The sequence below is a fragment of the Mitsuokella sp. AF33-22 genome (assembly GCF_003475755.1).
Lineage (GTDB): Bacteria > Bacillota > Negativicutes > Selenomonadales > Selenomonadaceae > Mitsuokella.
Genome location: NZ_QRQA01000008.1, coordinates 38,673 through 65,021, shown reverse-complemented (window position 1 = coordinate 65,021; position 26,349 = coordinate 38,673). Strand labels below are relative to the sequence as shown.

29 protein-coding genes are annotated in these 26,349 nt (G+C 57.6%); all 29 read right to left on the bottom strand.

Annotated features, from left to right (window positions below; genetic code table 11):
* Positions 1 to 8 precede the first annotated feature (8 nt).
* The 29 genes from atpA to DWZ54_RS06285 all read right to left on the bottom strand — a co-directional run bounded on the left by atpA (position 9) and on the right by DWZ54_RS06285 (position 26,308).
* Positions 9 to 1,526: a F0F1 ATP synthase subunit alpha gene (gene atpA, locus DWZ54_RS06425; RefSeq protein WP_118474962.1), complete on the bottom strand. Its 1,518-nt coding sequence runs from the start codon at positions 1,524 to 1,526 to the stop codon at positions 9 to 11.
* 24 nt (positions 1,527 to 1,550) lie between these two features.
* Positions 1,551 to 2,093: an ATP synthase F1 subunit delta gene (gene atpH, locus DWZ54_RS06420; protein WP_118474961.1), complete on the bottom strand. Its 543-nt coding sequence runs from the start codon at positions 2,091 to 2,093 to the stop codon at positions 1,551 to 1,553.
* Positions 2,087 to 2,590 carry a F0F1 ATP synthase subunit B gene (atpF, locus tag DWZ54_RS06415; RefSeq protein WP_118014967.1) on the bottom strand — a complete coding sequence of 168 codons (504 nt, stop codon included), beginning with the start codon at positions 2,588 to 2,590 and terminating at the stop codon, positions 2,087 to 2,089. Before atpF ends, atpH begins: the two co-directional genes overlap by 7 nt.
* Positions 2,591 to 2,629: 39 nt before the next feature.
* On the bottom strand, positions 2,630 to 2,881 hold the full coding sequence (gene atpE, locus DWZ54_RS06410; protein ID WP_118014966.1) for a F0F1 ATP synthase subunit C: 252 nt from the start codon (positions 2,879 to 2,881) through the stop codon (positions 2,630 to 2,632).
* Positions 2,882 to 2,950: 69 nt separating this feature from the next.
* Positions 2,951 to 3,628, bottom strand: coding sequence for a F0F1 ATP synthase subunit A (atpB, locus tag DWZ54_RS06405; protein ID WP_118014965.1), 678 nt, complete (start codon positions 3,626 to 3,628; stop codon positions 2,951 to 2,953).
* A 32-nt stretch (positions 3,629 to 3,660) separates the two neighbouring features.
* Complete coding sequence (locus DWZ54_RS06400; RefSeq protein WP_118474960.1) at positions 3,661 to 4,032, bottom strand: hypothetical protein; 372 nt, start codon at positions 4,030 to 4,032, stop codon at positions 3,661 to 3,663.
* Between the two features lie 295 nt (positions 4,033 to 4,327).
* Entirely contained in the window at positions 4,328 to 4,594 is a 267-nt protein-coding gene (locus DWZ54_RS06395) for an AtpZ/AtpI family protein (RefSeq protein ID WP_118014963.1), read from the bottom strand.
* Between the two features lie 125 nt (positions 4,595 to 4,719).
* A complete protein-coding gene (wecB, locus tag DWZ54_RS06390; RefSeq protein ID WP_233541642.1) occupies positions 4,720 to 5,865 on the bottom strand; it encodes a non-hydrolyzing UDP-N-acetylglucosamine 2-epimerase in 1,146 nt (381 codons plus the stop codon).
* 40 nt (positions 5,866 to 5,905) lie between these two features.
* Positions 5,906 to 6,958, bottom strand: a complete 1,053-nt coding sequence (locus DWZ54_RS06385; protein WP_118474958.1) for an MraY family glycosyltransferase — start codon at positions 6,956 to 6,958, stop codon at positions 5,906 to 5,908.
* Between the two features lie 157 nt (positions 6,959 to 7,115).
* Positions 7,116 to 7,577, bottom strand: coding sequence for a dCMP deaminase family protein (locus DWZ54_RS06380; protein ID WP_118014960.1), 462 nt, complete (start codon positions 7,575 to 7,577; stop codon positions 7,116 to 7,118).
* Positions 7,570 to 7,983, bottom strand: coding sequence for a pre-16S rRNA-processing nuclease YqgF (locus DWZ54_RS06375; protein WP_118475014.1), 414 nt, complete (start codon positions 7,981 to 7,983; stop codon positions 7,570 to 7,572). The genes DWZ54_RS06380 and DWZ54_RS06375 overlap by 8 nt, the downstream gene beginning before the upstream one ends.
* A gap of 113 nt (positions 7,984 to 8,096) precedes the next feature.
* The gene (locus tag DWZ54_RS06370) at positions 8,097 to 9,353 is read right to left on the bottom strand and encodes a DUF3084 domain-containing protein (RefSeq protein WP_118474957.1); all 1,257 of its coding nucleotides are present in this window, start codon (positions 9,351 to 9,353) and stop codon (positions 8,097 to 8,099) included.
* 57 nt (positions 9,354 to 9,410) lie between these two features.
* Complete coding sequence (locus DWZ54_RS06365; protein ID WP_118474956.1) at positions 9,411 to 10,505, bottom strand: LptF/LptG family permease; 1,095 nt, start codon at positions 10,503 to 10,505, stop codon at positions 9,411 to 9,413.
* A 14-nt stretch (positions 10,506 to 10,519) separates the two neighbouring features.
* Positions 10,520 to 11,239 (bottom strand): LPS export ABC transporter ATP-binding protein, encoded by a 720-nt coding sequence (lptB, locus tag DWZ54_RS06360; RefSeq protein WP_118474955.1) that lies wholly within the window; start codon positions 11,237 to 11,239, stop codon positions 10,520 to 10,522.
* Positions 11,240 to 11,281: 42 nt separating this feature from the next.
* Positions 11,282 to 11,977: an LptA/OstA family protein gene (locus DWZ54_RS06355; RefSeq protein ID WP_118014955.1), complete on the bottom strand. Its 696-nt coding sequence runs from the start codon at positions 11,975 to 11,977 to the stop codon at positions 11,282 to 11,284.
* Entirely contained in the window at positions 11,974 to 12,540 is a 567-nt protein-coding gene (lptC, locus tag DWZ54_RS06350; protein WP_118014954.1) for an LPS export ABC transporter periplasmic protein LptC, read from the bottom strand. The genes DWZ54_RS06355 and lptC overlap by 4 nt, the downstream gene beginning before the upstream one ends.
* Entirely contained in the window at positions 12,537 to 13,451 is a 915-nt protein-coding gene (locus DWZ54_RS06345) for a lysophospholipid acyltransferase family protein (protein ID WP_118474954.1), read from the bottom strand. Before DWZ54_RS06345 ends, lptC begins: the two co-directional genes overlap by 4 nt.
* Positions 13,452 to 13,507: 56 nt before the next feature.
* Positions 13,508 to 14,068: an HAD family hydrolase gene (locus DWZ54_RS06340; protein ID WP_118014952.1), complete on the bottom strand. Its 561-nt coding sequence runs from the start codon at positions 14,066 to 14,068 to the stop codon at positions 13,508 to 13,510.
* 1 nt (position 14,069) lies between these two features.
* The gene (locus DWZ54_RS06335) at positions 14,070 to 15,038 is read right to left on the bottom strand and encodes an SIS domain-containing protein (RefSeq protein WP_233519458.1); all 969 of its coding nucleotides are present in this window, start codon (positions 15,036 to 15,038) and stop codon (positions 14,070 to 14,072) included.
* 14 nt (positions 15,039 to 15,052) lie between these two features.
* The gene (gene kdsA / locus DWZ54_RS06330) at positions 15,053 to 15,877 is read right to left on the bottom strand and encodes a 3-deoxy-8-phosphooctulonate synthase (RefSeq protein ID WP_118474953.1); all 825 of its coding nucleotides are present in this window, start codon (positions 15,875 to 15,877) and stop codon (positions 15,053 to 15,055) included.
* Between the two features lie 67 nt (positions 15,878 to 15,944).
* On the bottom strand, positions 15,945 to 16,679 hold the full coding sequence (gene kdsB / locus DWZ54_RS06325; RefSeq protein ID WP_118474952.1) for a 3-deoxy-manno-octulosonate cytidylyltransferase: 735 nt from the start codon (positions 16,677 to 16,679) through the stop codon (positions 15,945 to 15,947).
* Complete coding sequence (gene lpxK / locus DWZ54_RS06320) at positions 16,676 to 19,195, bottom strand: tetraacyldisaccharide 4'-kinase (protein WP_118474951.1); 2,520 nt, start codon at positions 19,193 to 19,195, stop codon at positions 16,676 to 16,678. The genes kdsB and lpxK overlap by 4 nt, the downstream gene beginning before the upstream one ends.
* Before the next feature lie 14 nt (positions 19,196 to 19,209).
* Entirely contained in the window at positions 19,210 to 20,940 is a 1,731-nt protein-coding gene (gene msbA / locus DWZ54_RS06315; protein ID WP_118014947.1) for a lipid A export permease/ATP-binding protein MsbA, read from the bottom strand.
* A gap of 1 nt (position 20,941) precedes the next feature.
* Positions 20,942 to 22,090 carry a lipid-A-disaccharide synthase gene (gene lpxB / locus DWZ54_RS06310; RefSeq protein WP_118474950.1) on the bottom strand — a complete coding sequence of 383 codons (1,149 nt, stop codon included), beginning with the start codon at positions 22,088 to 22,090 and terminating at the stop codon, positions 20,942 to 20,944.
* A gap of 121 nt (positions 22,091 to 22,211) precedes the next feature.
* Positions 22,212 to 23,015 carry an LpxI family protein gene (locus DWZ54_RS06305; protein WP_118014945.1) on the bottom strand — a complete coding sequence of 268 codons (804 nt, stop codon included), beginning with the start codon at positions 23,013 to 23,015 and terminating at the stop codon, positions 22,212 to 22,214.
* 43 nt (positions 23,016 to 23,058) lie between these two features.
* Positions 23,059 to 23,871: an acyl-ACP--UDP-N-acetylglucosamine O-acyltransferase gene (gene lpxA, locus DWZ54_RS06300; protein ID WP_118475013.1), complete on the bottom strand. Its 813-nt coding sequence runs from the start codon at positions 23,869 to 23,871 to the stop codon at positions 23,059 to 23,061.
* A gap of 179 nt (positions 23,872 to 24,050) precedes the next feature.
* Entirely contained in the window at positions 24,051 to 24,491 is a 441-nt protein-coding gene (fabZ, locus tag DWZ54_RS06295; protein WP_118014944.1) for a 3-hydroxyacyl-ACP dehydratase FabZ, read from the bottom strand.
* Positions 24,492 to 24,535: 44 nt separating this feature from the next.
* Entirely contained in the window at positions 24,536 to 25,378 is an 843-nt protein-coding gene (lpxC, locus tag DWZ54_RS06290; RefSeq protein WP_370245749.1) for a UDP-3-O-acyl-N-acetylglucosamine deacetylase, read from the bottom strand.
* 63 nt (positions 25,379 to 25,441) lie between these two features.
* Positions 25,442 to 26,308 carry a lysophospholipid acyltransferase family protein gene (locus DWZ54_RS06285; RefSeq protein ID WP_118014942.1) on the bottom strand — a complete coding sequence of 289 codons (867 nt, stop codon included), beginning with the start codon at positions 26,306 to 26,308 and terminating at the stop codon, positions 25,442 to 25,444.
* Between the last annotated feature and the right edge of the window lie 41 nt (positions 26,309 to 26,349).

Genomic DNA, 26,349 nt, shown 5'->3' with positions numbered 1-26,349 from the left:
ACCTCGCCTTATGCCATTTTATACGGTACAGTTTCCTTGAACTCCTCGATGGCCTGCTTGAGCTGCGTCTCAAGAGCATCATCGAGCTTCTTCTGCTCGATGATCTTCTGTGCGACTTCCGGATGCTGCGTGTGCATGAAGGCCAGGAAATCCTTCTGGAAATCGACAACCTTCTCCACGGGAATATCCGCAAGATAGCCCTTGACAGCCGTGTAGATGATCATGACCTGATCCTGGACGAGCAGCGGGCTGTACTGAGCCTGCTTCAGCGTCTCGACCATGCGTGCGCCACGGTCGAGCTGTGCCTTCGTCTCCTTGTCGAGGTCCGAGGCGAACTGCGAGAACGCTGCGAGTTCGCGATACTGAGCGAGATCGAGTCGCATCGTACCGGCGACCTGCTTCATAGCCTTGATCTGAGCCGAACCACCGACACGCGATACGGAAAGACCGACGTTGATAGCCGGACGGATACCGGAATAGAATGCATCCGTCTCGAGCATGATCTGACCATCAGTGATGGAGATGACGTTCGTCGGGATATAAGCAGAAAGATCACCAGCCTGCGTCTCAATGATTGGCAGTGCCGTGATGGAGCCGCCGCCGAGTTCATCGTTGAGCTTGGCTGCGCGCTCGAGCAGACGGGAATGCAAGTAGAATACATCGCCCGGATATGCCTCACGTCCTGGCGGTCTTCTGAGCAGCAGGGACATGGCGCGGTATGCAGCTGCATGTTTCGTGAGGTCATCGTAGATGCAGAGGCAAGCCTTGCCCTGATACATGAAGTGCTCCGCCATGGCAACACCGGCATACGGTGCCAGGTACTGCAGCGGCGAGGAATCAGCAGCCGTTGCCGCGACGACGATCGTGTACTTCATGGCGCCGCGCTCTTCGAGCGTCTTGACGACACGTGCAACCGTCGAAGCCTTCTGGCCGATGGCAACATAGACGCAGATACAGTTCTGGTCATGCTGATTGAGGATCGTATCGATGGCGATTGCCGTCTTGCCGATGCCGCGGTCGCCGATGATGAGCTCGCGCTGGCCACGGCCAATTGGTACGAGGGCATCGATGGCCTTGATACCAGTCTGCAGCGGCTCCTTGACCGGCTTGCGGTCTGCAATGCCAGGTGCCGGATACTCGACCGGACGCGTGGCTTCCGCATTGATCTTGCCCTTGCCATCGATCGGACGGCCGAGTGCATCGACGACGCGGCCGATCATGGCCTCACCGACAGGAACCTGCATGATCTTGCCCGTACGCTTGACCTGCGTGCCCTCTTTGATTTTCGTCTCACCGCCTAAGATAACGGCACCGACGTTGTCCTGCTCAAGGTTCAGGACCAAACCATAAATATCATTGCCGAAATCGAGCAGCTCGCCCGCCATTGCCTTCTCGAGGCCATGGATATGCGCGATGCCGTCACCGATTTCGATAACCGAACCAACATCATCGACATTGAGATCCACATCGTAGTTCTTGATCTGGTCTTTGATGATGGCCGTTATTTCTTCCGGATTCATTTTCATAACTTCGCTGTCACCCCAGTTTCATCACTCGTTAGCCAGTAATTGTTTCTTCAGCGTGGCAAGACGGCCAGCTACACTGCCGTCGATGCGGCGGTCGCCAATCTGGACGACGACGCCGCCGATGAGGGCCTTGTTCTCATGGAGGCGGAGCTCCACTTTCTTGCCCGTCACCTTCTCGAGCTTCTCGGCAATGGCCTTCTGCTGCTTCTTCGTCGCAGCAGAAGCCGTCGTTACATCTGCGATCAGGATGCCTCTGGCCTCATTTGAAAGTGCGCGGTACTCTTCCGTGATGGCCGGCAGCAGGGCAAAGCGATGCTTGTCAACCAATAACAGCAGAAAATGGTACACATTCTGCGAGAGTTCCTTCTCGAAGCATTTCTTCAAGAGGTCCTTCTTCACCTTCGGCTCGACCTGTGGATTGGAGAGGAATTCAATGGCCTGCGGCACGGACTCCAGTCCCTCGCGCGCGGCATCGAGCTCCTTGCCATACTCCACAAGCTTATCCTCTTCCTGTGCAATCTCGAAGATTGCGCGGGAATACTTCCGTGCAAGCTGTATGTTTAGCATGGCAAATCACCAATCTTGTCTTTGTTGAGCTTGTCGACGAATTCCGCAACGAGTGCCTCGTTCTCGGATTTGTCGATATTCTTGGCAATGATCTTACCGGCTGCCGCCATGGACAGCGTAATCATCTCAGCGCGCATCTGCTCAACGGCATGTTCGCGCTCGCGTGCGATCTCAGCCTGGGCAGCCTTGCGCATCTGCTCGATCTCACGCTTCATCTCCTCACGTTTTGCCTCACGTTCTTCACTGGCGCGCTTTTCTGCGTTCATGACGATCGTCTCGGCTTTCGCGTTGGCCTCAGCAAGCTTTGCCTTGTACTCGGCAAGCAGCTTGTCCGCTTCAGCGACGTCAGAATCCGCTTTGTTCAAGCTTTCCTGGATCCTGTCCTGACGAGCCTTGAGCATGCGGATAACCGGTTTATAGGCAAACGCGCGAAGGATTCCCACTAAGATCAAGAAGTTCAAGATCTGAGCGATCAATGTGGCATTGATATCTATCAATTGCTATGCCTCCCTTTTACGTTTTTCATCAAAATGGAATTATTTGATGAGCGGGTTAGCATAGAGCATGATCAGGGCTACGACCGTCGCAATGATGGCCATGGACTCGATCAGACCTACGGAAATCAGCGTATTCGTGAAGAGCTTGCTCTGTGCTTCCGGCTGACGCGTGATACCCTCGATGAAGCGGCTCGTGACGAGACCATCACCAAGACCTGCACCGACTGCTGCCAAGCCCATGCAAACACCTGCACCGACCAGAGCTGCTGCTACCATGATTGCGTTTTCCATGAAAAGATCCTCCTTAAAGTAAAAAGAAAGTAAAAGATTGAATGAATGTTCCTTGAACCATTTTCGACATTACGACTCTTCTTCATCTTCCTTGACGGCATTGGCGAGATACGCCATTGTCAGCATCGTGAAGATGAAGGCCTGGACTCCGCCGATGAAGATACTGAACGCCAGCCAGATAACTGACGGGATCGGCATCCAGATTGGCATCAGCTTGAGCAGGATGATGATCAGGATCTCACCTGCCAAGATATTGCCGAATAGACGGAAAGACAACGTGATCGGCTTTGCGATTTCTTCGATGGCGTTGATGATGACAAAGACTGGCGTTGGTTTAAAGAAATGAGCGATATAATGCCCGCCTTTCATATGTACGCCCAGTACATGTACCATCACGACGACGAGGAGCGCCAGCCCCAAGGTGGTGTTCAAGTCGTTCGTCGGCGAAGACAACGTAGGAACAAGTCCCAACCAGTTCGACACCAGCAGGAACATGAACAGCGACACGATGAACGGCGCAAGGAAATGACCTCGCTTGCCCATCATCGAGTCGACCTGTGCTTCCAGCCCCGTGACGATGATCTCGACCACATTCTGCCAGCCCGTCGGAACCATCTTGAGATTCCGCGTGGCCAGCCATGCGATCAGGATGACGATCGCCATCGTGAGCCAGGTCATGCACAGGGTTTCCCAGTTGAACGTCAAGCCGGCGCAATGCACTACTTCACGAACACCGATTTCATGCATAACCTATACCTCCCTCCCAGGTAAAACCCGAGTTATTTTTTATCGAGATTCATGCGGATCATCAGGAACAGGGACAGCCCGTAGCAGGTCAAAAAGCCGATTGCCACGACGTTGAAGACGTCGACGGAAATCGCTGCCGCCGCAAACAGGACCAGGAAGAGCAGGAGCATCCGGAGCACCATGCCCCAGAGCATCTGCCGCTTGCCTCCCTGCCGCAGGAATGTCAGGCGCCAGAGGCGCCATGCCTGATTCCAGACAAACACCAGCGCTGTCAGATACCCGAGAAAAAGCGCTGCGATGAGTGTCCCGTCTCCTCTTGCGAAGAGCCCGGCACCAATCACGAGCGTGGTGATTCCCAGGGCCAGTGACAGCCGCTTCACGAATATCGATAAAAGTTGTTTCATATTCCTCCTCTGACAGCGACCCCGCCGTCTTCGATGAATATCACAGGAAAACCGGAGATATCATGAATCTCCATCTTTTTTATTTCGACAAAATCCATCATACTCCTGCTCCACAAAAATTCTTTGTCATCTGCATTTTGTATCACGATTTATGCCGTAAATAAACAGTGTTTATCATTCGATAAATCAACGGTATTGTTTTCTATTGATTCATCGCATGGACTATTATATGCGATAAAAGAAGATATAGCAAGCCTTTTTTACCAGAAAAGCAAAATACCTCATCATCCGGTCTTCAGACGACGCCATTCCGCTTGAGCTGGCGAAACAGCGTGTAAAAGGCACCGGGAAAACCGATCAGGATACCGGTCAGTTTGCCACCATAACCATCCCCCAGCAGGAAGCGGTCGGCAAGGTCGCCGAGGAACAGGCAGATGCCGACAAAGACCACGAGGTAGATGCCGACGCCGCTCAAGACGGCAAATGCCTTTACCGCCTGATGCAGTCCCGCCCTGAGTCCCTCATGCGAATCCTCATGCTCTTTCGGTTTCTTCTCCGTCATTCCCTCTCCCCCTATCGTTTTATTATCTCTGTAGTCTTTGCAATTCGATGCAAACCGACAAAACAAATAAAAAAGCAAGACGGGATATGCGTTTCCTGTCTTGCTTTGACATGCTGGATATGCGTTTAGCGGATGTGGCTCTCAAAGACATCCGGGCGGCCATCGGCCAGTCCGTAATGATACAGGATGGCGTGGATGATGCGGCGGGCTGCCTGGCCGTCGCCATACGGGTTGACCGCTTCGGCCATGCGGCTGTACTCATCCTTGTCCGTCAGGAGCTTTTTCGCTTCCGCATAGACGCGCTCACGGTCCGTGCCGATGAGCTTGACTGTTCCAGCAAGCACGGCCTCCGGACGTTCCGTCGTATCGCGCAGCACGAGGACCGGCTTGCCGAGTGCCGGTGCTTCTTCCTGCACGCCGCCCGAATCCGTCAGAATCAGATACGCCTTGTTCATGAGGTTCGCGAACGGCTCATAATCGAGCGGATCGATCAAATGGACCTTCTCGAGGCCGCCAAGTTCCGCATTGACGACCTCGCGCACCTTTGGGTTCTTGTGTACGGGGAAGACGATTTCCACATCGTCGAATTCTTCCGTCAGAGCTTTCAGTGCCTTATAGACGTGGCGCATCGGCTCGCCGAGGTTCTCACGGCGGTGCGTCGTCACGAGAATCACGCGCTTATGAGCGAAATCCACGTGCTGCAGCAGCTCATCGTCAAAGGAAAAATCATCACGTACCGTGTGATGCAGGGCATCGATGACCGTATTGCCCGTCACGAAGATGGATTCCGGCGCTGCATTCTCTGCCAAGAGGTTCTGCTCCGACGTCTCCGTCGGGGCGAAATTGAGATCAGCAATGCAGCCCGTGAGACGGCGGTTCATCTCCTCCGGGAACGGCGAATACTTGTTGTGCGTGCGCAGACCGGCCTCCACATGGCCGACCGTCGTCTGATGATAGTAGGCGGCCAGAGCACCGGCAAAGGTCGTCGTCGTATCACCGTGCACGAGGACGATATCCGGCTTCTCTTCCGTCAGGACCTTGTCGAGGCCGCACATGGCCTTCGTCGTGATGTCAAACAGGGTCTGGCCTGCCGCCATGATGTTGAGATCGTGATCCGGCTTGATATGAAAGAGATTCAGCACTTGGTCAAGCATCTCGCGGTGCTGTGCCGTAACGGCCACCACCGGCTCAATCGTATCCGGATGCTTCTGGAGTTCCAGCACGATGGGCGCCATCTTGATGGCTTCCGGCCGCGTGCCGAACACAGTCATGACCTTGATTTTCTTCTTTTCCACTACAAGCCCCTCCTCTTCAATGCTGATGCGCGGAATCATTCATATGGAATATGCCGAGTTTCTTGGCGCCGAACAGGACGACGACAACGACGACACAAACGATGGCTATGGCAATCTGGCTGCTGACCTCCGTCAGGGCCACGGCGCTAAGACCGAGCATCGCGCTGATGACGTACATCAGCAGGACAGCCTGGCGCTGCGAGAAGCCCAGATCGAGCAGGCGATGGTGCAGATGACCCTTATCCGGCTTGAAGATCGGCACGCCACCGCGGTAGCGGCGCACGATGGCAAAGGTCGTATCGAGGATGGGCAGGCCAAGGGCAAGGATTGGGACGATGAGCGCAATCGTCGCTGCACTCTTGACCGCACCGATGACCGAAATGCCCGCGAGCATGAACCCCAGGAACTGACTGCCGGAATCCCCCATGAAAATCTTGGCCGGATTGAAATTGTAATAAAGGAACCCGAAGGCAGCGCCCGCAAGCGCAGCCGTCAGCACGGCCACGAGCATGATGCCCTGCTGCAGGGCCACGAGGAAAATCGTGATGGATGCGATGGTCGATACGCCTGCTGCCAGGCCGTCAAGACCATCAATGAGGTTTACGGTGTTCGTCAGCCCGACCAGCCAGAAGACCGTCGCCGGAATGGCAAGCCACTCGAGATAGAAATAATCGCCGAACGGGTCCGTGATGAAGTCGATGCGGACATCGAAGGCAATGACAAGCACACAGGCCGCGATGATCTGGCCCAGGAGCTTGACCTTGGCCGGCAGATTCTTGTAATCATCGATGACACCGACGATCACGATCAGCGTGCCGCTGACCATGAGCCCGATGAGCTCCGTCATCACCTCATGCGTCACTTCCGTGAAGGACAGGACGCTGAGGACAGCAATCATGAACGCAAAATAAATGCCAATGCCGCCTATGCGCGGAATCGGCTTCTTGTGAACCTTTCTCGGATCTGGAGCATCCATGGCTCCCGTTTTCGCTGCAAAACAAATGACCCCTGGCGTCACCAACAGTGCCACACCGGCAGCGATGATAAACGCCAACATATAGTCTGGCATACAAGCGCACTCCTTTTCAAAATCCATAACTGCCCCATTCAAGGGACACCATACAGCATATCTATTTTAACGCACCGCCAGAGTAGTGTCAATCACTTCCAGCCCCTGATGATGGTTCTCGAAAGTGCCGTCAGGCCTTGTGAAATCAGCACATCGGTCAGTCATGGATCTCATCTGGACGGCAGGAGACGACGCTGCCGTCCGTCTCGTAATAAACGACCTTTGCGAGCTTGGCATTGCGCAGCATGCGGCGGCAGAGCAGGCACGGCTTGCCTGAGGCCAGGCTGCCATCGGCATTGATGCCGACGATGTAGATCGTCGCGCCCTCCATCGCGGCGGAATCCGCGTTGATGATGGCATTCTGTTCCGCATGCACGGCCACGCAGAGCTCATAATTCTGTCCCTTCGGCACGTGGAGGCGTTCGCGCTCGCAGATGCCCGTGTCGATGCAGTTGGCCTCGCCGCGCGGTGCGCCGTTGTACCCCGTGCTGATGATGATCTTGTCCTTGACGATAATGGCGCCGTAGCGGCGGCGCAGGCAAGTGGCGCGGCGGCCTACGGCTCTGGCAATGTCCAGGAAGTATTCCGTCCAGTCAGGACGATGCTGTTTCTCATTCATGATGGTGTTCCTCCAAAAAGCGGTGACCGAGGATGACGGCCACGAAATCATCGACAGGCACCGGCGGCACCTGCATCGTGACGGGCAGCAGGCGTCGCCAGCCATGCGGCGGATTGGCCTGCCAGTAGGCTTTCTTCGCCATGTCCGTCGTGCGGTATTCATCGACGACCTCGATGCGAAGATCCGGCAGGACCTCGCGGATCCTGCTGCGTGCGGCTTTGCTCGTCGTGCCGTTCCCTTCCACCAGCACCTCAAAGGAAAAATCGGCCTGTGCCTGCTGCACCTCCGCTTCCAAGTGCTGCGTCTCGATGACGCGCTGCATGAGCACGCGGCCATCCTGCCGCAATATGGCAAAGCCGCATTTGTCGCGGCCGGGATCGAGCGCCGCAATCGTTCGTTGCTTCATATCCATGCATCCTGCCTCACTTTCCTATAGAAAACGGGCCCGCGCAGAGCTGCCTGCTGCGGGCCCGGAACGTTTCTTCATCTGCATGTGCTCCCGCACCCGGCTCAGCGCCTTCAGGGCTGGTCGGGCAGCTGCTCGGCCTTGATATTGAGGCGCAACGGTCCAAGTGCATCCGTATTGCCGCGGGCGTAGGCGGAGAGCACCACCGTGCCGCGGCGGCCGGCCAGATCATTGACGATGTCGTAGAACTGAGCACCATCCATGACACCCACGGATCCGCGGATTGGATCCTGCAGGATTCCCTTGCCGGAAGCCGCGATATTGACCTCCTTGAGGAAGCTCATGACCGTCTGCTCGGCCTCACCGCTGGATCCCTTGAGCTGATAAGCGCGGGCGATGATGAATTCCTTGTCTTGGTAAATGACACTGTTCTTGTAAAGCTGCAGCGAAGCGCGAACCTCTTCACCGCGCACCAGATTGCCGGCAGCCACCACGCGCACGACCATATCCTGCGGGCTCTTGGCGATGGTCTGGACGGCTGATTCGAATTCCGGCTTGTAGATCCAGACATCCTTGTCCGAGACATCCTGTCCGAGACGCGCCGATACATTGCGGCTTGCGAGCTGTGCGAGCGCCTGCATGTCCGCCTCGACTTCCGCGACCGGACGGTTGCCGCGGATGACACCGCTGGCGATGACCTCGCCGGCCCGGAAGATGATATCGCCCTCGCGAATCGTTATGAGGCCATTACGCAGCGCTTCGGTACGCTGCTCAAGCGTCTTGTTGTCCGCGGTCAATATCTCATTGCGGCCGGAAAGCTCAGCGTTGCGGCTCGTCAGTGAGTCATTGGCGGAGAGCAGCATATCGTTCTGCTGCCCCAGCTTATCGTTGTCGGCAGCCAGCACATCGTTGCGCTGCATGAGTTCCTGCTTGGCAAGCTCCAGGAGGCGGTTGCCCTCCTGCAGCTGACGCGATTCTTCCTCCAGCGACTTCTGCTGCTCCTGAAGATCCGCAATCTCCTTATGCGACTGCTCCAACGCTGCATTGGCCGCTTCCTGCTCCTGCTGAGCAGCGGCGAGATCCGCCGACACCTGGTTGAGATTGTTCTGGGTCGTCTGCATGCGCTGATTGAGCTTTTCCATGCCGAACAGAGCCGTGCGCACGTTCTTCGACGTCGCTGCCATGACGCCGAACGTCAGCGTCGTAATGCACACGCCGGTAAAAATCGTGACAATGATTGATGTATGACGCGGACGCAGGCCGAAGATGGAAAGTTTTTTCTTGCCTACCTTCGTGCCGAGCCGGTCACCGATAAAAGCGATGGCTCCGCCAGTGATGATCAAGACTACAATGAGAAGGACACCATACATCCTGTTTCTGCCACCTTTCCTGAAAGTTTTTCTGCTCCCGCAGCGACAGGCCCCGGATCAGAGGGATGCCCTGCGTATGAGGATAACGCCTGCTATCAGTCCGACAATATTCGGAATCCAGACGGCGATAAGCGGCGCCAGCATGCCGCTGCGCGCCAGGGCATTGCCCATCGTCATCAGCGCGTAATAGAAGAAAATGATGATGACGCTCATCGCAAAGCCGGCCGATGAACTGTTGCGCGTCGGCTGCAGCCCCAGCGGCACGCCGATGAGCGCGAAGATCAGGCTCGCCATCGGCACCGTGATGCGCTGATAGAGCTCTGCCTCAAGCTTGTTCGTATCGACATACTGCGTCTTCATGATGTTGATCTGAGCACGCAATTCTTTCATCGTGAGTTCTTCCGGATCCTTCTGTTCCCGCACGATCTGCTTCGGATTGGCCTTGATCGGCAGCACCTGCGTATCAAAGCGCATGCTGTGCTCGCTCTGGCCCTCCGAGATGTCATAGAGCATGCCGTTGTGCATGACCCATTTGTCCATGCTGTACTCGGCGTACTCGGCATTCTCCACGTGACGGACCTTGCCCTCTTCGTTGAAATCCTGCATCGTCACGCCCTGCAGCGTCTGTGTATCGCCATCGTAACGGCGCGCGTAGACGAGGCGCTGGATCTTCCCGTTCTCGATATCCTTGAGGATGATGTGTTCCTGGGACTTCATGCCGTTGTTGCCCTGGATCTCATAGTAGAGCACGTTGCGGTAAGCCGTATTGGCCCACGGCACCACGTACTCGTTGAACGCGATAGCGCCGATGCTGACGATGAGGCCCATGAGCACGGCAGGTGCCGCGATGCGGTAAAAACCGATACCACAGGATTTCATGGCCGTGATCTCACTGGAACTCGACAAACGGCCGAACGTCAGCAGCGTGGCGAGCAGCATGGACATCGGGAAGGTCCACATGATAACGGACGGCAGCCCGAAAATGAAGATCTTGACGACGGCCGGCAGCGAAGCGCCGTAGTCGGTGATGTACTTGGCAATCTTGAAGAGCGTACCGGAGCCGATGAATACGGCCGAGAACGCGCAGATGCCGAAGAGGAAAGCCTTGAACACTTCCCTGAATATATACTTGTCTAGGATTCTGATGTGCATGGCTTGTCTCTCCGTTACAACGTGAAATTATCGCCGAGGTAGAATTTCTTTGCTACCGGGCTGTTGGCAATCGTCTGGCTGTCGCCCTCCAGCAGGATCTTGCCGCTGTTGAGGATGTAAGCGCGGTCGACGATCTGCAGCGTCTCGCGGACGTTGTGGTCCGTGATTAGGATGCCCATGCCCCGTTCCCGGAGATACTGGATGATTTCCTGGATATCAGCCACGGCCAGCGGGTCGACGCCGGCAAACGGCTCATCGAGCAGGATGAACTGCGGTTCGAGAGCCAGGCAGCGCGCAATTTCCACACGTCGGCGCTCGCCGCCGGAGAGTTCCGTGCCCTTGCGTTCCCGCACATGCGTGATATGGAATTCCTCGAGGAGTTCCTCGAGCTTGTCTTTCTGTTCAGCCCGCGAGAGCTTTGTCGTCTCCAGGATGGCCTTGATATTCTCGTCGACGGTCAGTTTGCGGAAAATCGAGGCTTCCTGCGTCAGATAGCTGATGCCCAGAGCTGCACGGTGATACATCGGCTCATCCGTGATATTGACATCCGACAGGAATACCTCGCCGGACGTCGGACGTTCCAGGCCGACAATCATGTAAAATGTCGTGGTCTTGCCCGCGCCATTCGGCCCCAAAAGGCCGACAATCTCCCCTTTTTCCACGCGCAGAGACACGCGGTCAACCACCGTGCGCTTCTTGAATGTCTTTACCAGGTTTCTTGCCTCGATATGCAAAATCGTGTCCTCCAACATACGCCTTACGCTATTTCCATCACTTTATTGTACCTTAGCTGACCCGTCATCGGCAAGATAAATCGTCATGCGGTTGCTGCGCATTGTGTTATTTTCCTGTACAGCCCAGGCATTGCCCGTGATGACCGCCTTTTTATCTTCCTTACCGTAGTAATCCATCTGGTCACCTCCGGCTTCCATGCCGCGGGACGGGCTTACCACGTGGGCATTGCCCTGGCCGATGTAATGCTCATCCTTGAGCCAGCCGTAGATGCGGTTTGCCGTGAAGGTATCGTCGCCCTGCGTCATCGTGCCGCCGCGATCGATGACCACGTAGTCATTCTGCTGCGGGAAATAGTCCACCTGCTCACCGGAGAAGCTCTTGTCGCCCTGCGTCGCATGGACATTGCCCGTCGCCATCATGTGCTCCTGGCCATCGGACATCAGGTGATCGCAGGTCATGCGCAGATCGTCGCGCACGGCGATGACGTTGCCGTCAACCGTGGCGGCCTGCGTCTTGGAATTATACGTGGCATGCGCACCGGCCACCTTCGACGTGCCACGCTTCAGGAGCACGTTGCCAACGGCCACGGCCTCACCGGTATTCATGTCGTATTCCAGCGTATCGGCATCGAGGGATGCCGGGACATCCCCGCTCTCGGCCGCATAGATTGTCCCCATCTGCAGGGAAGTCAAAGCGGCCAGGGCAATGAGCAGCCCTTTCAGTTTACCATTCTTCATTGTTGCGTCTTCTCCCCTTCCAACAGTTTCTCAATATGGGCCTTGCCAGAAATCTTGATTTTCTTGAATCCGTCTGTACTGTCGATGCGATCGCCCCAGGCCCGGATTGTATCATTCGAAACCTTGGCCTGACCGACAGCCGAGAGCATCTGCTGCTCAGCAGTCCACAGGAGCTGGTCGCTCGTCAGCTCAGCACCGTCGCTCGTCGTAATGATGACATTGCCGTCGATTTCGATATCCTTGCTCGTATTGTCGTACGAGGCATGGTCTGCCTTGACCTCGGCCGAACGGCCGTCCTGCTGGTAAAAATGCCCGGTGATCCCGGTCATCTCCGCGTTGCGCGTATCGATATCGACATCGATGTGGTCAGCCGTCAGATCCCAGATCTTCACGCCATCCTTCTCTTCGCTGATGGTGTTGTTATCGTACGACATGACCTTCGGGCCGTCATTCTGGTCCTTGTTGACCTGCGGCGTCTCCGGGACTGTCCGCACGGCCCAGACCACAAGGCAGACAAAGAGGAGCAGACCAAGTGCCACAAGGGCTTTTTGTTTCCCATTCATTTCTTGCTTTCCTGCCCCCTTACCGTATGGTGCTTGCCGGTTTTCTGCTGTTCCGGCTTCGTGTTCCAGCGTTTCTGGAACCAGAGCCACTGCGTCGGATTCTCACGGATGATGTTCTCCACGACTTTCGTCATGCGCGCCGTGAGTTCCAGGAGATCCTTGTCAGTATCCCCTGTATCATGATACCGCATGACCTCGCCGACGACAACCTTGTGCTTGCCATTCGGCTGGCGCAGGATGAAAGCCGGCAGCACCGGCGAGTTGAACTTGCGGGCAAAGACGGCAGGCCCCATCGGCGTCGCGGCGATGCGGCCGAGGAACGGCAGAAACGCACCGCCGGGGCCCGCATCCTGATCGACGAGAAAGCCCAGGATCTTGCCGCTCTTAAGCGCCCGGGCCGCTGCGATGAGCTCGCTCGTGCCGCGCGAGAAAATCTCGACGTGGATCGTCTTGCGCAAATCGTTGAGCGCATACGTGTACTGCATGTTCGGCTGCGGCTTGGCGATGGCCGTGACCGGCAGGCCATTGAGCGTGAAGGCAGCCGAAAGCCATTCCCACGTGCCGATGTGACCCGTTACGATGGCCACGCCATGCCCTTCGGCCAGCGCCGCCTTGAGCCGCTCCAGATGATCGATCTCGATGTACTGCTCAAAGTTCTTTTCATTGAGATGCGGCATATAGAGGATTTCCAGCACGTTGCGCGCGAGATTCACAAAGGATGCGCGCACCAGGCGGCGCGCTTCCTGCTCCGGAATGCCGAGAGCCGGCATCATCTGCGCCACTGCGCGCTCCCGCTCCTTCTTGACGAGGAGATAGTAGAGATTGCCGAGCACATAGCCGATTGCCATCAGCAGCCGGTAAGGCGTATGGCAGGCTACCTTGCTCAAGAACATCACAAGTTTATACTGCATGGATGAAATGCCTCCAATGTCGTTCGCAAATAATATCCCGTATCATCACGGGGCGTTCACTGTGCGAGGCCGTCCGCCTCGTCGAGTGCCTTGAAATCATCGAGGAGCGCCTGCCACTTGCCCTGTGCCTTGAGGATGAACTCGATGAGCTCGCGCACGGCGCCATGCCCGCCCGGGAACCCCGAGACGGCCACGGCAGCCTCCCGCACCTCCGGCACGGCATCGCCCACGGCTGCCGGGAACCCGACCTGGCGCATGATGGCCAGGTCCACGAGGTCATCGCCAAAGTAAGCGATTTCCTCATCGGCAAGGCCCAGCTTTGCCTTCAATTCCCGATAAGCCGCACGCTTGTCGAGATTGCCCTGGAAGACCTCCGTGATGTGGAGTTCCTGTGCGCGGTACAGGAGATGACGCGACTGTCGGCCCGTGATGATTGCCGTCTTGAGGCCCGAACGGTGTGCCATGGTCACGCCGAGGCCGTCGCGGCAGAAAAACGGCTTGAAGAGTTCGCCCTCCGCACCGATATAGATGCCGCCGTCCGTCAGGACGCCATCGACATCAAAGATGATAAGCCGTACCTTTTCGGCGCGGCGAATCGCTTCTGCTGTAAATTCCATATCAGACCACTCCCTGACGCAGGAGGTCGGTCAGATGCACGATACCGACCGGCACGCCCTTCTCATCGATGACTGGCAGGACCGTAACGGGACGAGGCTTGTGCTTCTCCATGACGGAGAGCGCCGCCGCCGCCATCTGCTGCGGTGCAATGGTCAGCGGTTCCTTGAACATGATGTTCTCGACGGCTTCATCGAGGAACTTGTAATCCTTGGCCAGAGCACGGCGAATGATGCCATCGGTGATGAGTCCGACGAACTTGCCGTCGTCATCAATGACGGAAACGGCGCCGAGGCCCTTGTCCGTCATGACGAAAAGCGCATCCTTGGCCGTCTTGCCGCAGTGGATGAGCGGATTCTCTTCACCCGTATGCATGACATTCTCCACCTTGAGCAGCAATCTGCGGCCCAGGGCTCCGCCCGGATGATAGAGTGCAAAATCCTGCTTCGTGAAATTGCGTTCCGACATGAGTGCCATCGCGATGGCATCGCCCATGGCGAGCGTTGCCGTCGTGCTGGCCGTCGGCGCGAGGCCGAGCGGGCAGGCTTCGCGCTCGACGCTGATGTCGATGAAGTAATCGCAGAACTTGCCGAGCTGGGAGTCGCGGCGGCCGCTCATCGCGATGATCGTCGCACCGATGCGGCGGATGATAGGCAGGATGTTGACGACTTCCGTCGATTCCCCGCTGTTGGAAATCGCGATGACGATATCCTTCTCCGTGACCATGCCGAGGTCGCCGTGGAACGCCTCGGCCGGATGCATGAAGAACGATGGCGTGCCCGTGCTGGCGAGCGTGGCCGCAATCTTGCGGCCCACATGGCCCGATTTGCCCATGCCCGTCACGACGACGCGTGCCGGACAATCCAGGATGCAGCGCACGGCCGCAACGAATTCATCGCCGATGCGGTCCTTGAGTGCCAGCACCGCCTTGCCTTCGATATCAAGAGTCTCGATTGCCTTTTCCTTGATCACGTTTCCCGCTCCTCTCACGCCTGATGATGTACGTATTTGTGAATAGCCAGGGCATCCTTCAGGAGGCCTTCCAGCTTGTCAAGATAAACCATGTTGGCACCATCGGAAAGTGCCTCCTCCGGATTGTCGTGGACCTCGAGGAACAGGGCATCGACGCCGACACCGACGGCCGCGCGCACGAGGTATTCCACATATTCGCGGTTGCCCGCCGACGTCGTGCCGTTGCCGCCCGGCAGCTGAACGCTGTGCGTGCCGTCGAAGACGACCGGATAACCGAAGCTGCGCATGATGGGCAGGCTGCGCATATCGACGACGAGATTGTGGTAGCCGAAGGACGCGCCGCGCTCCGTGAGCATCATCTGATCGCAGCCGCTCTCATGGAGCTTGTCGACGACATTGCGCATGTCTTCCGGTGCCAGGAACTGGCCTTTCTTGACATTGACGACGCGGCCCGTCTGAGCAGCTGCGTGCAGGAGATCCGTCTGACGGCACAGGAAGGCCGGGATCTGCAGGATGTCGGCGACCTCCGCCGCCGGAGCGGCCTGATACGTCTCATGAATATCCGTCACGACCGGCACGCCGAGCTCATTCTTGATGCCCTGCAGCATCTCCAGGCCCTTCTCGAGGCCCGGACCGCGGAAGCTGTGGAAGGACGAGCGGTTTGCCTTATCAAACGATGCCTTGAAAACGTAATTGATGCCGAGACGCTCGCAGATTTCCTTGATGGTGCGGCCGATCAGCAGGCAGCGGTCCAGGCCCTCAAGAACGCAGGGGCCGGCCAAAAGAGCCAGCGGCTCACCTTCGCCAATCATGAAATTCCCAACTTTGACCTTATTCATATCATTCACCTTCCACTTTCTTTCGCAAGGAACAGCCGGCACCTGAACGGCCGGCCCATCTGTCGTGTTACGCGTTGGCCATCTGACGGAAAATCTCGTTTACCTTCGCGAGATCCTCCTCCGTATCGACGCCAACAAAACGGTAGGGCGTCTTGATGACCTTGATGCGGTAGCCGTTTTCAAGGGCCCGCAGCTGCTCGAGGCTTTCTGCATGCTCAAGCGGTGTTTCCTCCATTTTCGCATAGCGGAGCAGGAAGTCGCGCTTGTAGGCATAGATGCCGATGTGCTTGTACACGGGCGTGCCCGCGTGGCGCGGATACGGCATCAGGGAACGCGAGAAATAAAGGGCATAGCCGTTTTTGTCCATGACGACCTTCACGTTATTCGGGTTCTCCTGTTCTTCCTTATCCTGGATTTCCGTGCAGACGGTCGCCATCTTCAGCGCCGCATCCTCCTCAAAGGCTGCGGCCAGCTCATCGATGAGCGACGGCTCAATGAGCGGTTCATCGCCCTGGACGTTGATGATGAGATCGACATCCGGATACTTCTCCGCCACTTCGGCCAGGCGGTCCGTCCCCGTCGGATGGTCCTTACGCGTCATGACAGCCTTCCCGCCATGCTGGCGTACGGCCTCATAAATGCGTTCGTCATCCGTGGCCACGATGGCGGCCGCGATTTTCTCCGCTTCAGACGCGCGGTCATAGACACGGCAGATCATCGGTTTGCCGGCAATATCCTTGAGCGGCTTGCCGGGCAGGCGCGTCGATGCATAACGCGCCGGAATCACACAGAGAACCTTCATGACTCAATCGATCCTTTCTCTTCTTTCTCTCGGCTGCCCAATCGTTCAGCCAGCCGCTTGCGCAGCATATCCTTGAATGTCTCCGCCTCCTGCTGGAAGGTAACCTCCACGCAGATGACGTAGACCGGGATGGACCATTTCTCCCGCGCGACATCCGCGGGAATCTTGACGGCATCCTTCTCTGTGATTACGATGGCCTCGACGCCGACATTTTCAGCCTGCTGGAACACATCGGCCATCTCGGACATCGTGTAATCATGATGATCCGGGTAGCGAAGGCTCTCGACGATCACGGCACCGATATCCGAGAGCGTCTGTTCAAACGAAGCAGGGTTGCCGATGGCCGAGACGGCCATGATGCGCTTGCCCTTCATGAGGCTGACGTCAATGCCCTCACCGGCGATATTCACATACCAGTCCGACAGGGGAATGAAGCAGCGCGGCTGATGGATGCTCTCAAAGATCTGCGCCTTCGGATTGTAATGATGGACGGTCTTGCGGATGTAATCGCAGGAACCCTCCGCCGCCTGATCGACCTTCGTCATGAGGCAGACATCGGCGCGGCTGATATGGGAAACCGGCTCGCGCAGCGTGCCGCGCGGCAGGATGTAGCCGTTGCCAAAGACATTGACCGCATCGACGAGCAGGATATCGAGGTCGCGCTCCAGCTGCCAGTGCTGGTAACCGTCGTCGAGGATTGCGACTTCAGCGCCGAAATGCTCCATCGCGTAGCGTCCCGTCTTGGCGCGTTCTGCGCCGATGAGCACGGGGACCTGCGGCAGGTGCTTCGCGAGCATGTACGCTTCATCGCCGGCTTCCGCCGCATCCATGTGCAGGCGGCGGCCATCGGAGACAATGCCGACATCGCCGTGCCACTTGGCGCGGTAGCCGCGGTTGAGGATGACAACGCGGTAGCCCATATCGCGGATATCCCGTGCGAGACGCTGCGCCGTCGGCGTCTTGCCCGTACCGCCGACCGTCACATTGCCCAGGCTGATGACGAAACAGTCGAGATGGTCACGCTTGAACACCCCGTATTTGTATCCGGCCAGCTTGATGTTGACGAGCAGACCGTAAATCAGCGAGAAGATGTAGAGAATTCCCATGATGACATTGGGAAAGAAGCCCTCTACCTTCTTACTATGGACAAGGTCGATGAAATAGGTCTGGAAGTTCGTGATCTTCTGCGTCGATCGGACCCGGTGGAAATTCTCCGCACAGCTCTCGTATGCATCGAGCATCTGATGGAGCAGGATGGCGGATTTGCGCGAGGCGCCCTTGTTCTCGGAGACGATGGCGCGCGTCTCCTCCTCCATGCGATGACGGTGCTCCGGTTCGTCGAAGAGGCGCGTGACCTCCCGGGCCAGTTCGGCGCCGTGGTGGACCGTGATGCAGGCATCGCGGTTCTTGAAGAGCGCGTACGTATCCTTGAAATTGAACATGTGGGAACCGACGATGATGGCCTTGCCATGAGCGGCCGGCTCGAGAATGTTGTGGCCGCCATGCGGCACGAGACTGCCGCCGACATAGACCACATCGCCGATGCTGTAGACACGTCCAAGCTCGCCGATGGTATCGAGGATCACGATGTCCTCATCATGCGGCTCCTCATGCTGCAGGCGCGTGCGCGTCGTGACCGTGAAGCCGGCCTTGCGGCAGAGATGAACGACTTCCGTCGTGCGCAGGAGTTCACGCGGCGCAATGACGAGGCGCGCGTGCGGGTGCGTCTTGCGCACGGCGCAAAATGCCTGCAGCACGGGTTCTTCTTCCCCGCGATGCGTCGATCCGGCCAGGAAGATGCCGTCGTTCTGCTCCAGCCCCATGCTGCGGATGATGGCCTGCTTCTCCTCAGGGCTGACATCCGTATACGTCTGATCAAATTTCGTGTTGCCCGTAATCGTCACGAGCTCCGGCGGAGCCCCGAGGCGCTTGATGTATTCCGCATCGATGGGCGACTGCATCGCAAAGAGCTTGACTGTGCCGATCATATCGCGCAGCAGGCTGTGCAGGTGCTTGTACTGCTTGACGCTCTTGTCGCTGATGCGGCCGTTGACCATCATGACCGGCACGTGAATCTTGCGCGCCGTCTTGAGGAAGTTCGGCCAGAGCTCCGTTTCGACCGGCAGGAAGACGCGCGGGCGGATGCGCCGCAGCACGTGCCCAGCCAGCCATGGCAGATCGAGCGGGAAATAGATGATGGCGTCGGCATCCTTGATGATGCGATTGGCCATCTCATAGCCGCTCGTCGTGACCACGGAGACAAGGATCGGGCTCTTCGGGAACTCCTTGCGGAATTCCTTGATGAGCGGGCTGGTCGCAACGATCTCGCCGACAGAAGCGGCATGCACCCAGATGCAGTCCTTCTTCTCAACCTTGTCGAGTGCATGCTCGGGGAAGAAGCCCAGGCTCTGCCGGATGCGTTCGACAAAGCCTTTCTCACGCACCGAGCGGACCATGAACATCGGGATGACGAGCACCACGATGATGACAGCCGCTATATTATAGAGTAGTTGCATATCCTCTTCCCTTTCTACATGGTTTTCTTGCTGAACTGGATATTGTAGAGATAACTGTAAAGGCCGCCGAGCTTCAGGAGCTCTTCATGCGTGCCGTGTTCCTTGATATGGCCGCCGTCGATGACGTAGATCTGGTCTGCGTTGAAGATGGTCGACAGGCGATGCGCAATGACGAACGAGGTGCGGCCGACCATGAGCTTGTCGAGCGCAGCCTGAACGATTTTCTCACTTTCCGTATCGAGAGCCGAAGTCGCCTCATCGAGGATCAGGATCTGCGGATTCTTGAGGATGGCGCGGGCAATGGCCATGCGCTGGCGCTGGCCGCCCGAAAGGTTGAGACCGCGTTCGCCGATCTGCGTATCGTAGCCCTGCGGCAGCTCGCGAATGAATACATCGGCATTGGCCGCCCTGGCAGCCGCCTCCACTTCTTCATCCGTGGCATCAAGACGGCCGTAGCGGATATTCTCACGAATCGTCGTGGAGAAGAGCATCGTCTCCTGCGGCACGATGCCGATCTGCTCGCGCAGGGACGATACGGTCACATCGCGGATGTCGTAACCGTCTATGGAAATGGAGCCTGACGTGACCTCATAGAAGCGCGGAATCAGATTGGCAATCGTCGACTTGCCGGCACCGCTGGGGCCGACAAACGCGATCATCTGGCCGGGCTTCACTTCGAGGCTGACATCCGAGAGAGCCGGCACGCCCTTCTTGTACTCGAACGAGACGTGATCAAAGACAACATGTCCCTTGACCTTCGGCAGCGTCTTGGCATCCGGCTTGTCCGTGATCGTCTCCTCGAGATCGATGACGGCAAAGACGCGGTCGACAGCAGCCATGGCGCGCTGCAGGTTGCCGTAGACACGCGAAAGGCGCTTCACCGGATTCGCGAGGTTGACGGCATACGTGAGAAAGGCGACGAGAGAGCCGGCGGTGAGCACGCCGTTGACAACCTCATAGCCGCCGAACCAGATGATGACCGTGACCGAGATGGCCGCGAGGAATTCAACGGACGGCGTCAAGAGACTCGTGAGCTGCACGTTCTTCATGGCCGCCTGGAAATTGAGGTCATTCTGGCGGCAGAACCGCTTGATCTCATAGTTCTCGCGCACGAAGGACTTCACGACGCGAATGGAGGAAATGCTTTCCTGCAGCAGGGACGTGATATCGGCCATGCGTTCCTGGATGACCGTGCCGTTGCGCTTGATCTTGCGCCCGAAGATCTTCATGGCCTGCCCGACCAGCGGGATGACCACCAGCGTCAGGATGGAGAGCTTCCAGTCCAGGATGACCATGAAGACCAGGGAGCCGATGAGGATCGAACCTTCCGTGACCATCTCAATGAGCTGATCGACGAGTGCCGACTGGATGGCCGCGACATCGTTCGTGATGTAGCTCATGACCTCGCCCGTCTGATGACGGTCAAAATACGACATCGGCATGCGCTGGAACTTGCGGAACATGACCTCGCGCACATCGATGATGACCTTCTGGCCGATGAACGACACGAGATACGACTGGCCGTAGAAGAAGATACCGCGAAGCAGGAAGACCACGACGATACCCACGCAAATGATGTTGAGCATCACCATATCCTTGTCCGCCAGCACCTTATCGATCATGTCCTTGATGATCCACGGCAGGTAGAGGTTGGCTGCAGCAGCCATGATGATGCAGATGATGGCCAGGACCAGCTGCCTGACATAGGGCCGCATGTATTGGAGCAGCCTTTTGTAATTCTTCATGTTATTCTCCTGAATTCCTTGTTCTTCGTGCAGCAGCCAAAATCTTTGCCGCTACCCGGCCGGCCGCTCCCGGCGGGCCGAGGCGCTCGCAGGCCTTCCTGAGCTCTTCTGCCGTTTGCTCCCGCCTGGCTGTGCCGCGGTAAAGCTGCGCGAGCTCTGCGGCAATGCGCTGCGGCGTGACCTCATCCTGCAGGAGTTCCGGCTGGATGGTCTTGTCGAGCAGGATGTTCGGCAGCGTGAAGTGCTTCACGTGCACGAGCGCCCTGCCAATGAGGTAGTTGAGCGGTGCCAGCCGGTAAAGCGAAACGCAGGGCAGTCCCATCAGCGCCGCTTCCATGACCACCGTGCCGGAAGCCGCGGCCGCCACATCGCCAAGGCCCATCAGGGCGTAGCGGTTCTCATGGGTCAGCACGACTGACACGCCGCTCTGCTTGACCTGAGTGCGGATCAGGCCTTCATACTCCGCGGCCGCCACGGGCAGGAAGAAGCGCGTCTGCGGCTTTTCCCGCTTCAGGATGGCCGCTGCCTGCAGCATGGGAGGCAGCAGCATCTCGATCTCCTGGCGGCGGCTGCCGGGCATCAGGAGCACGGCATGGTCTTCGGGGTGAATCCCGAAAAACGCCCGCGCTTCTTCCTCGGGAAGCTCCGGTTTGACCGTATCGACGAGCGGATTGCCCACGAAGGATATCTTGGCGCCGGCTGCCTCATAAACGGGCAGCTCATGCGGGAAAATGGCCACGAATTCATCGGCGAGAGCCGCGCAAGTCCTGGCACGGCCCTTGCGCCACGCCCAGGCGGATGGCGGGATATAGGAAAACACGGGGATGCCGAGCTTCTTGGCCCGCTTGGCGAGGCGCCAGTTGAAATCCGGATAATCGATGAGGACCAAGAGATCCGGCCGCTCCTGCTCCATATAAGCCGCCAAGTCGTCGAGCAGCTTCAGGATACGGCGCAGATTCTTGATGACTTCCCACACGCCCATGACATTGTAATCGGCAAAATTACGGAACAGATGGACGCCGGCCTCTGCCATGCGGCTGCCGCCAAGCCCCATGAGCACCGCTTCCGGTTCCTGTTCATGGATGGCGCGCGCCAGGCGTGCACCGTGCAGATCGCCGGATACTTCTCCGGCTGACATCATGATTTTCATAGGCTCCTCGTTCACTTCCCCATCCTGGTCTGGCATCCCGCAAATCAAATGACGCGAAAACGCCGAAAGAGACGCGTGGATACCATTGGCCTGGTTCCGCCGCGCCTCAAAAAATCCCGCCTCAGAGGGCTGCAATCGTTATGTTGTTTGCCTCAGCCAATGCGACCATCTCTTCGCGCTCGACGAGCAGCGTCTTATCGGCTTCGATTGCCAGGGCCGCAGCTCCGACCTCGGCCATGGCCTTGATGGTCGCAAGGCCCACCGTCGGCACATCGAAGCGGTCATCCTGCTGCGGCTTCGCAACCTTGGCCACGACAGCGCCGCCGCGTGCCAGCTGACCGCCGCGGCGGATGCAGGCGTCCGTTCCCTCAATGGCCTCAAGAGCCATGACAGCCATGTTCTTGACGACTGCCGTCTGGCCGACATCCAGGCGGCCAATCTCCTTGGCCATGCGGAAACCGAACTCCATGTCCTTGCGTTCCTCCGGCGTCGGCTCACGCTTGGTGATGACGCCGCGATGCGGCATGAGCCGGCGAATCAGAGCCGTCTGGTCGAAGGCTTCCATGCCCGCCTTGGCAAGCTCCCGCACGAACATCATCATGATGGTATCGTCCTTGCGGTCCGGCAGCTCCATGATGAGCTTCAGCATGCGGGCATCCGGCTGGACCTTGCCCGAGAACAGCAGCTCCTTCGTGACCTTGCCGATCATCGTGACCTTGCGGACCTGTTTTTCCTTGAGGTAGTTCAGCACGGCATCGAGATGTGCAATGCTGATTTCCTGGCAGTCCGCCGTGCAGGTCTTGAGTTCTGCATCCGTTTCCGGCAGCAGTGCTACCGCGTAGACTTCATAGCCCAGGAGCTTCGCCGCCTTGGCACATTCAACCGGCAATCTGCCGGCTCCGGCCAGCAGTCCAATCTTTTCCATAATGATCCCCCGAATCCCTGTGATTCACGGCCTTGCGGCCCTTTTATTCTGCTTCGCGGCGCTCGCGGCAAATGCCGCGCTCGGCATTGCGCAGGAAACGCAGGAAATGCTCGACCTCCTCGCAGGAATCCACTTCCTGCTCGATGACGGCAATTGCCTGCTGCAGGCTGAGCCCCGACCGGTAAAGCAGCTTATATGCCTTCTTGATGTTGCGGCGCGACTCGAGCGGGATGCCCGCACGCGAGATCCCCACCGCATTGAGACCCACGACCTTGGCCGGGCGTCCATCGACAATCGTGTACGGCACGACATCCTGTGTGAGCTTCGACATGCCGCCGACCATGGCATTGCGGCCGATCTTGACGAACTGATGCACGCCGGCCATGCCGCCGACGACCGCACGGTCCTCGACAATGGCATGACCTGCAAGACTGGCCAGATTCGACATGATGACATGGTTGCCGACCACGCAGTTGTGCGCGACATGCGTGAGTGCCATCAGCAGGCAGTCACTGCCGACACGCGTCTCCTCGCCCTCACCCGTAGCGCGGTGAATCGTTGCTCCCTCACGGATGGTCGTGCGGTCGCCGATGAACGTATAGCTCTTCTCCCCCTTGAACTTGAGGTCCTGCGGCTCCTCGCCGATGGAAGCCCCCTGGAAGATACGGCAGTCCCTGCCGATCTGCGTCCAGCCGTGGATGACGACATGAGGGCCGATCTTCGTACCCTCGCCAATCTCAACATTTTCGCCGATGACCGAGTAGGGCCCGATCTCGACATTCTTCGCAATGCGCGCACCCGGCGCGATTACAGCAGTTTCATGTATATATGCGATGACCTTATTGTCCGTATTCATCTGCTCCAACTCCTTAACCTTCCTCTTATGCCGGCAAAGAGCCGGCCAGCTTTGCTCTGTCCTTTTCTATATACTCCTGAATACACTTCAGATTTTTGTATCTCATATGACAGCAAATCCGGGCGTTTTACGAGTTGAACAAAGACTGTCTGCGTTTATGCGAGTAACACAGGCGAAAATCAAAGCTTTTCTGGTTTTTTCAAGGCGAACTTAAAATCTGCCGAAGCAGCGAGTTCACCGTCCACATAACCGTCGCAGTGAAGCAGACCGAAATCACCGCGCACGCGAACGAGCTTCGCCTTCGTGACCAGCTGGTCGCCGGGAACGACCTGGCGCTTGAATTTCACATGCTCCATACCGCCGAACAGGGCAATCTTGCCGCGATGCTCCTCAGGGTAAAGCATGGCAACGCCGCCGACCTGTGCCATGGCCTCGAGGATCAGCACGCCCGGCATGATCGGATGATCCGGGAAATGGCCGAGGAACTGCGGCTCATTCATCGTGATGTTCTTGATGCCCGTAGCAGACTGGAACGGCTCAATTTCCGTGATGCGGTCGACCAGCAGCATGGGTGGACGATGGGGCAGGATCTTCTTGATTTCGTTAATGTCTAATACCATGACGTTATCCCTCTTCCTCAAATCTATACTGTAGTTGGATTTCTTTATTTTGCCAGATGAGCAGCGGCGATCTTCTTGGCCAGCTGCGTATTCAGAGCATGGCCTGATGCAGCGGCGATGACATGTCCGCGGATGATGCCCGCCAGCCTCAAATCACCGATGACATCCAGGATCTTGTGACGCACGAGCTCATCCTCAAAGTGGAGCGGATTGAGCCAGCCGTCGTCATTGTAGACGATGACGCTCTCCAACGTGCCGCCGAGCCCGAGGCCCATTTCGCGCAGCTGCGCGATTTCCTTTTCATACGCAATGGTGCGTGCCGGAGCGATTTCCTTATGATACGTCTCCTCATCGATGTGGAAATCCTCGTACTGGACACCGATTAGCTTGTGCGGATTGAGCGACGTGAAGCTCACGCGGAAACCATCGTATGGGACGACCATGACAAAACGGCCCGTTGCCTCATCATCGATGCGGTATACCTTGTCGATGATAACCTCGCGGCGCTCTGCCTCCAGCTCCCGGACGCCGGCTTTCGCCATGAGTTCAAAGAAGACGAGCGAGGCGCCATCCGCGACCGGAGGTTCCTCAGAATCCAGCTCAACAAAAGCGTTATCGATACGATGCGCATGAAAGGCACTCATCAGATGCTCGATGGTGAACACGCGCAAGCCATTCTCTTCCACCGTCGTAGCCCGCAGCGTCGAGGTGACATTTTCCGCCTTGGCGTGAATCATCGGCTGCCCCGAAAGATCCGTGCGCACAAAGACGATGCCGGTATCGGCCGGCGCAGGCTTGAGAACTGCATGGACCTCACGGCCGGAATGCAGCCCGATGCCCGTATAGGAAACCGCTGTTTCCAATGTTGTCTGCTTCTGCAAAATCATACCCCCTGCCGTAATATGCCTCCCTATATTGTACAAAACAATTGCCCGCGATGCAAGCTGCGATTAATCATCCCGCATGGACTTCCAGCGGTCATGGAGCCAGAACCATTCCTCCGGGTACTTGCGGACGTGTTCCTCGATGTCCTTCGTGAGAATCTGCGTCGTCCGGCGGATGTCCTCGCGCTTATCCTTCGTCTTCTCCACGAAGACAGGGTCGCCAACGATGAGCGTGTGGAATCCGTGCTCGTCGCGATGCATGAAGGCGGGGAAGATTGGCACGCCCTGGAAGCGGGCCATCGAGGCTGCACCCGGCACGCAGTTGGTCGGTCGGCCGAAGAAATCGAGGATGATGCCGTTGTGGCGGCTCGTGTCCTGATCCATGATGAGGCCGATGGCCCAGCCCTTGCGCAGCATGTCGAACATCTCGCGCACGCCGGATTTATACGTGATATGCATGCCGATGAGCGTGCGATACTCATTGATGAAGCGGTCCGCTGCCCCCGACCGCTGCTTCATCGCAACGCCCACGAGCGGGATGCCCGCCTGCGCAAAGGCGCCGCCCATGAGCTCCCAGTTGCCGCTGTGCGCCGCAGCGATGATGCAGCCTTTGCCGAGGGCCAGGCCCTTCTGCAGCTTGTCGAGCCCTTCGATGCGCACATAGTCGTCAATATGGCGGCGAATGACGGGGAAGCGCAGGACCTCCATGAGCATGGGACCAAAGCGCACGGCGCTGGCCTTTGCGAGGCGCGCGGCCTCCTCGTCACTGACTCCGAGACACATCTTGATCTGGCTGCGCGCGAGCTCCTTGCGGCGTTTCGGCACGAAGATCCAGGCAAAATTCCCGAGCCCGCGTCCAATCACCTCGCAGACGCCACGCGGCAGGATGCAGCAGATCTTGCTGATCGCTTTCAACAGGTAATAAGAAAACATCGTCTACACCCTCCTGGAGTTTCTCGATAAAAGAAAGCCTT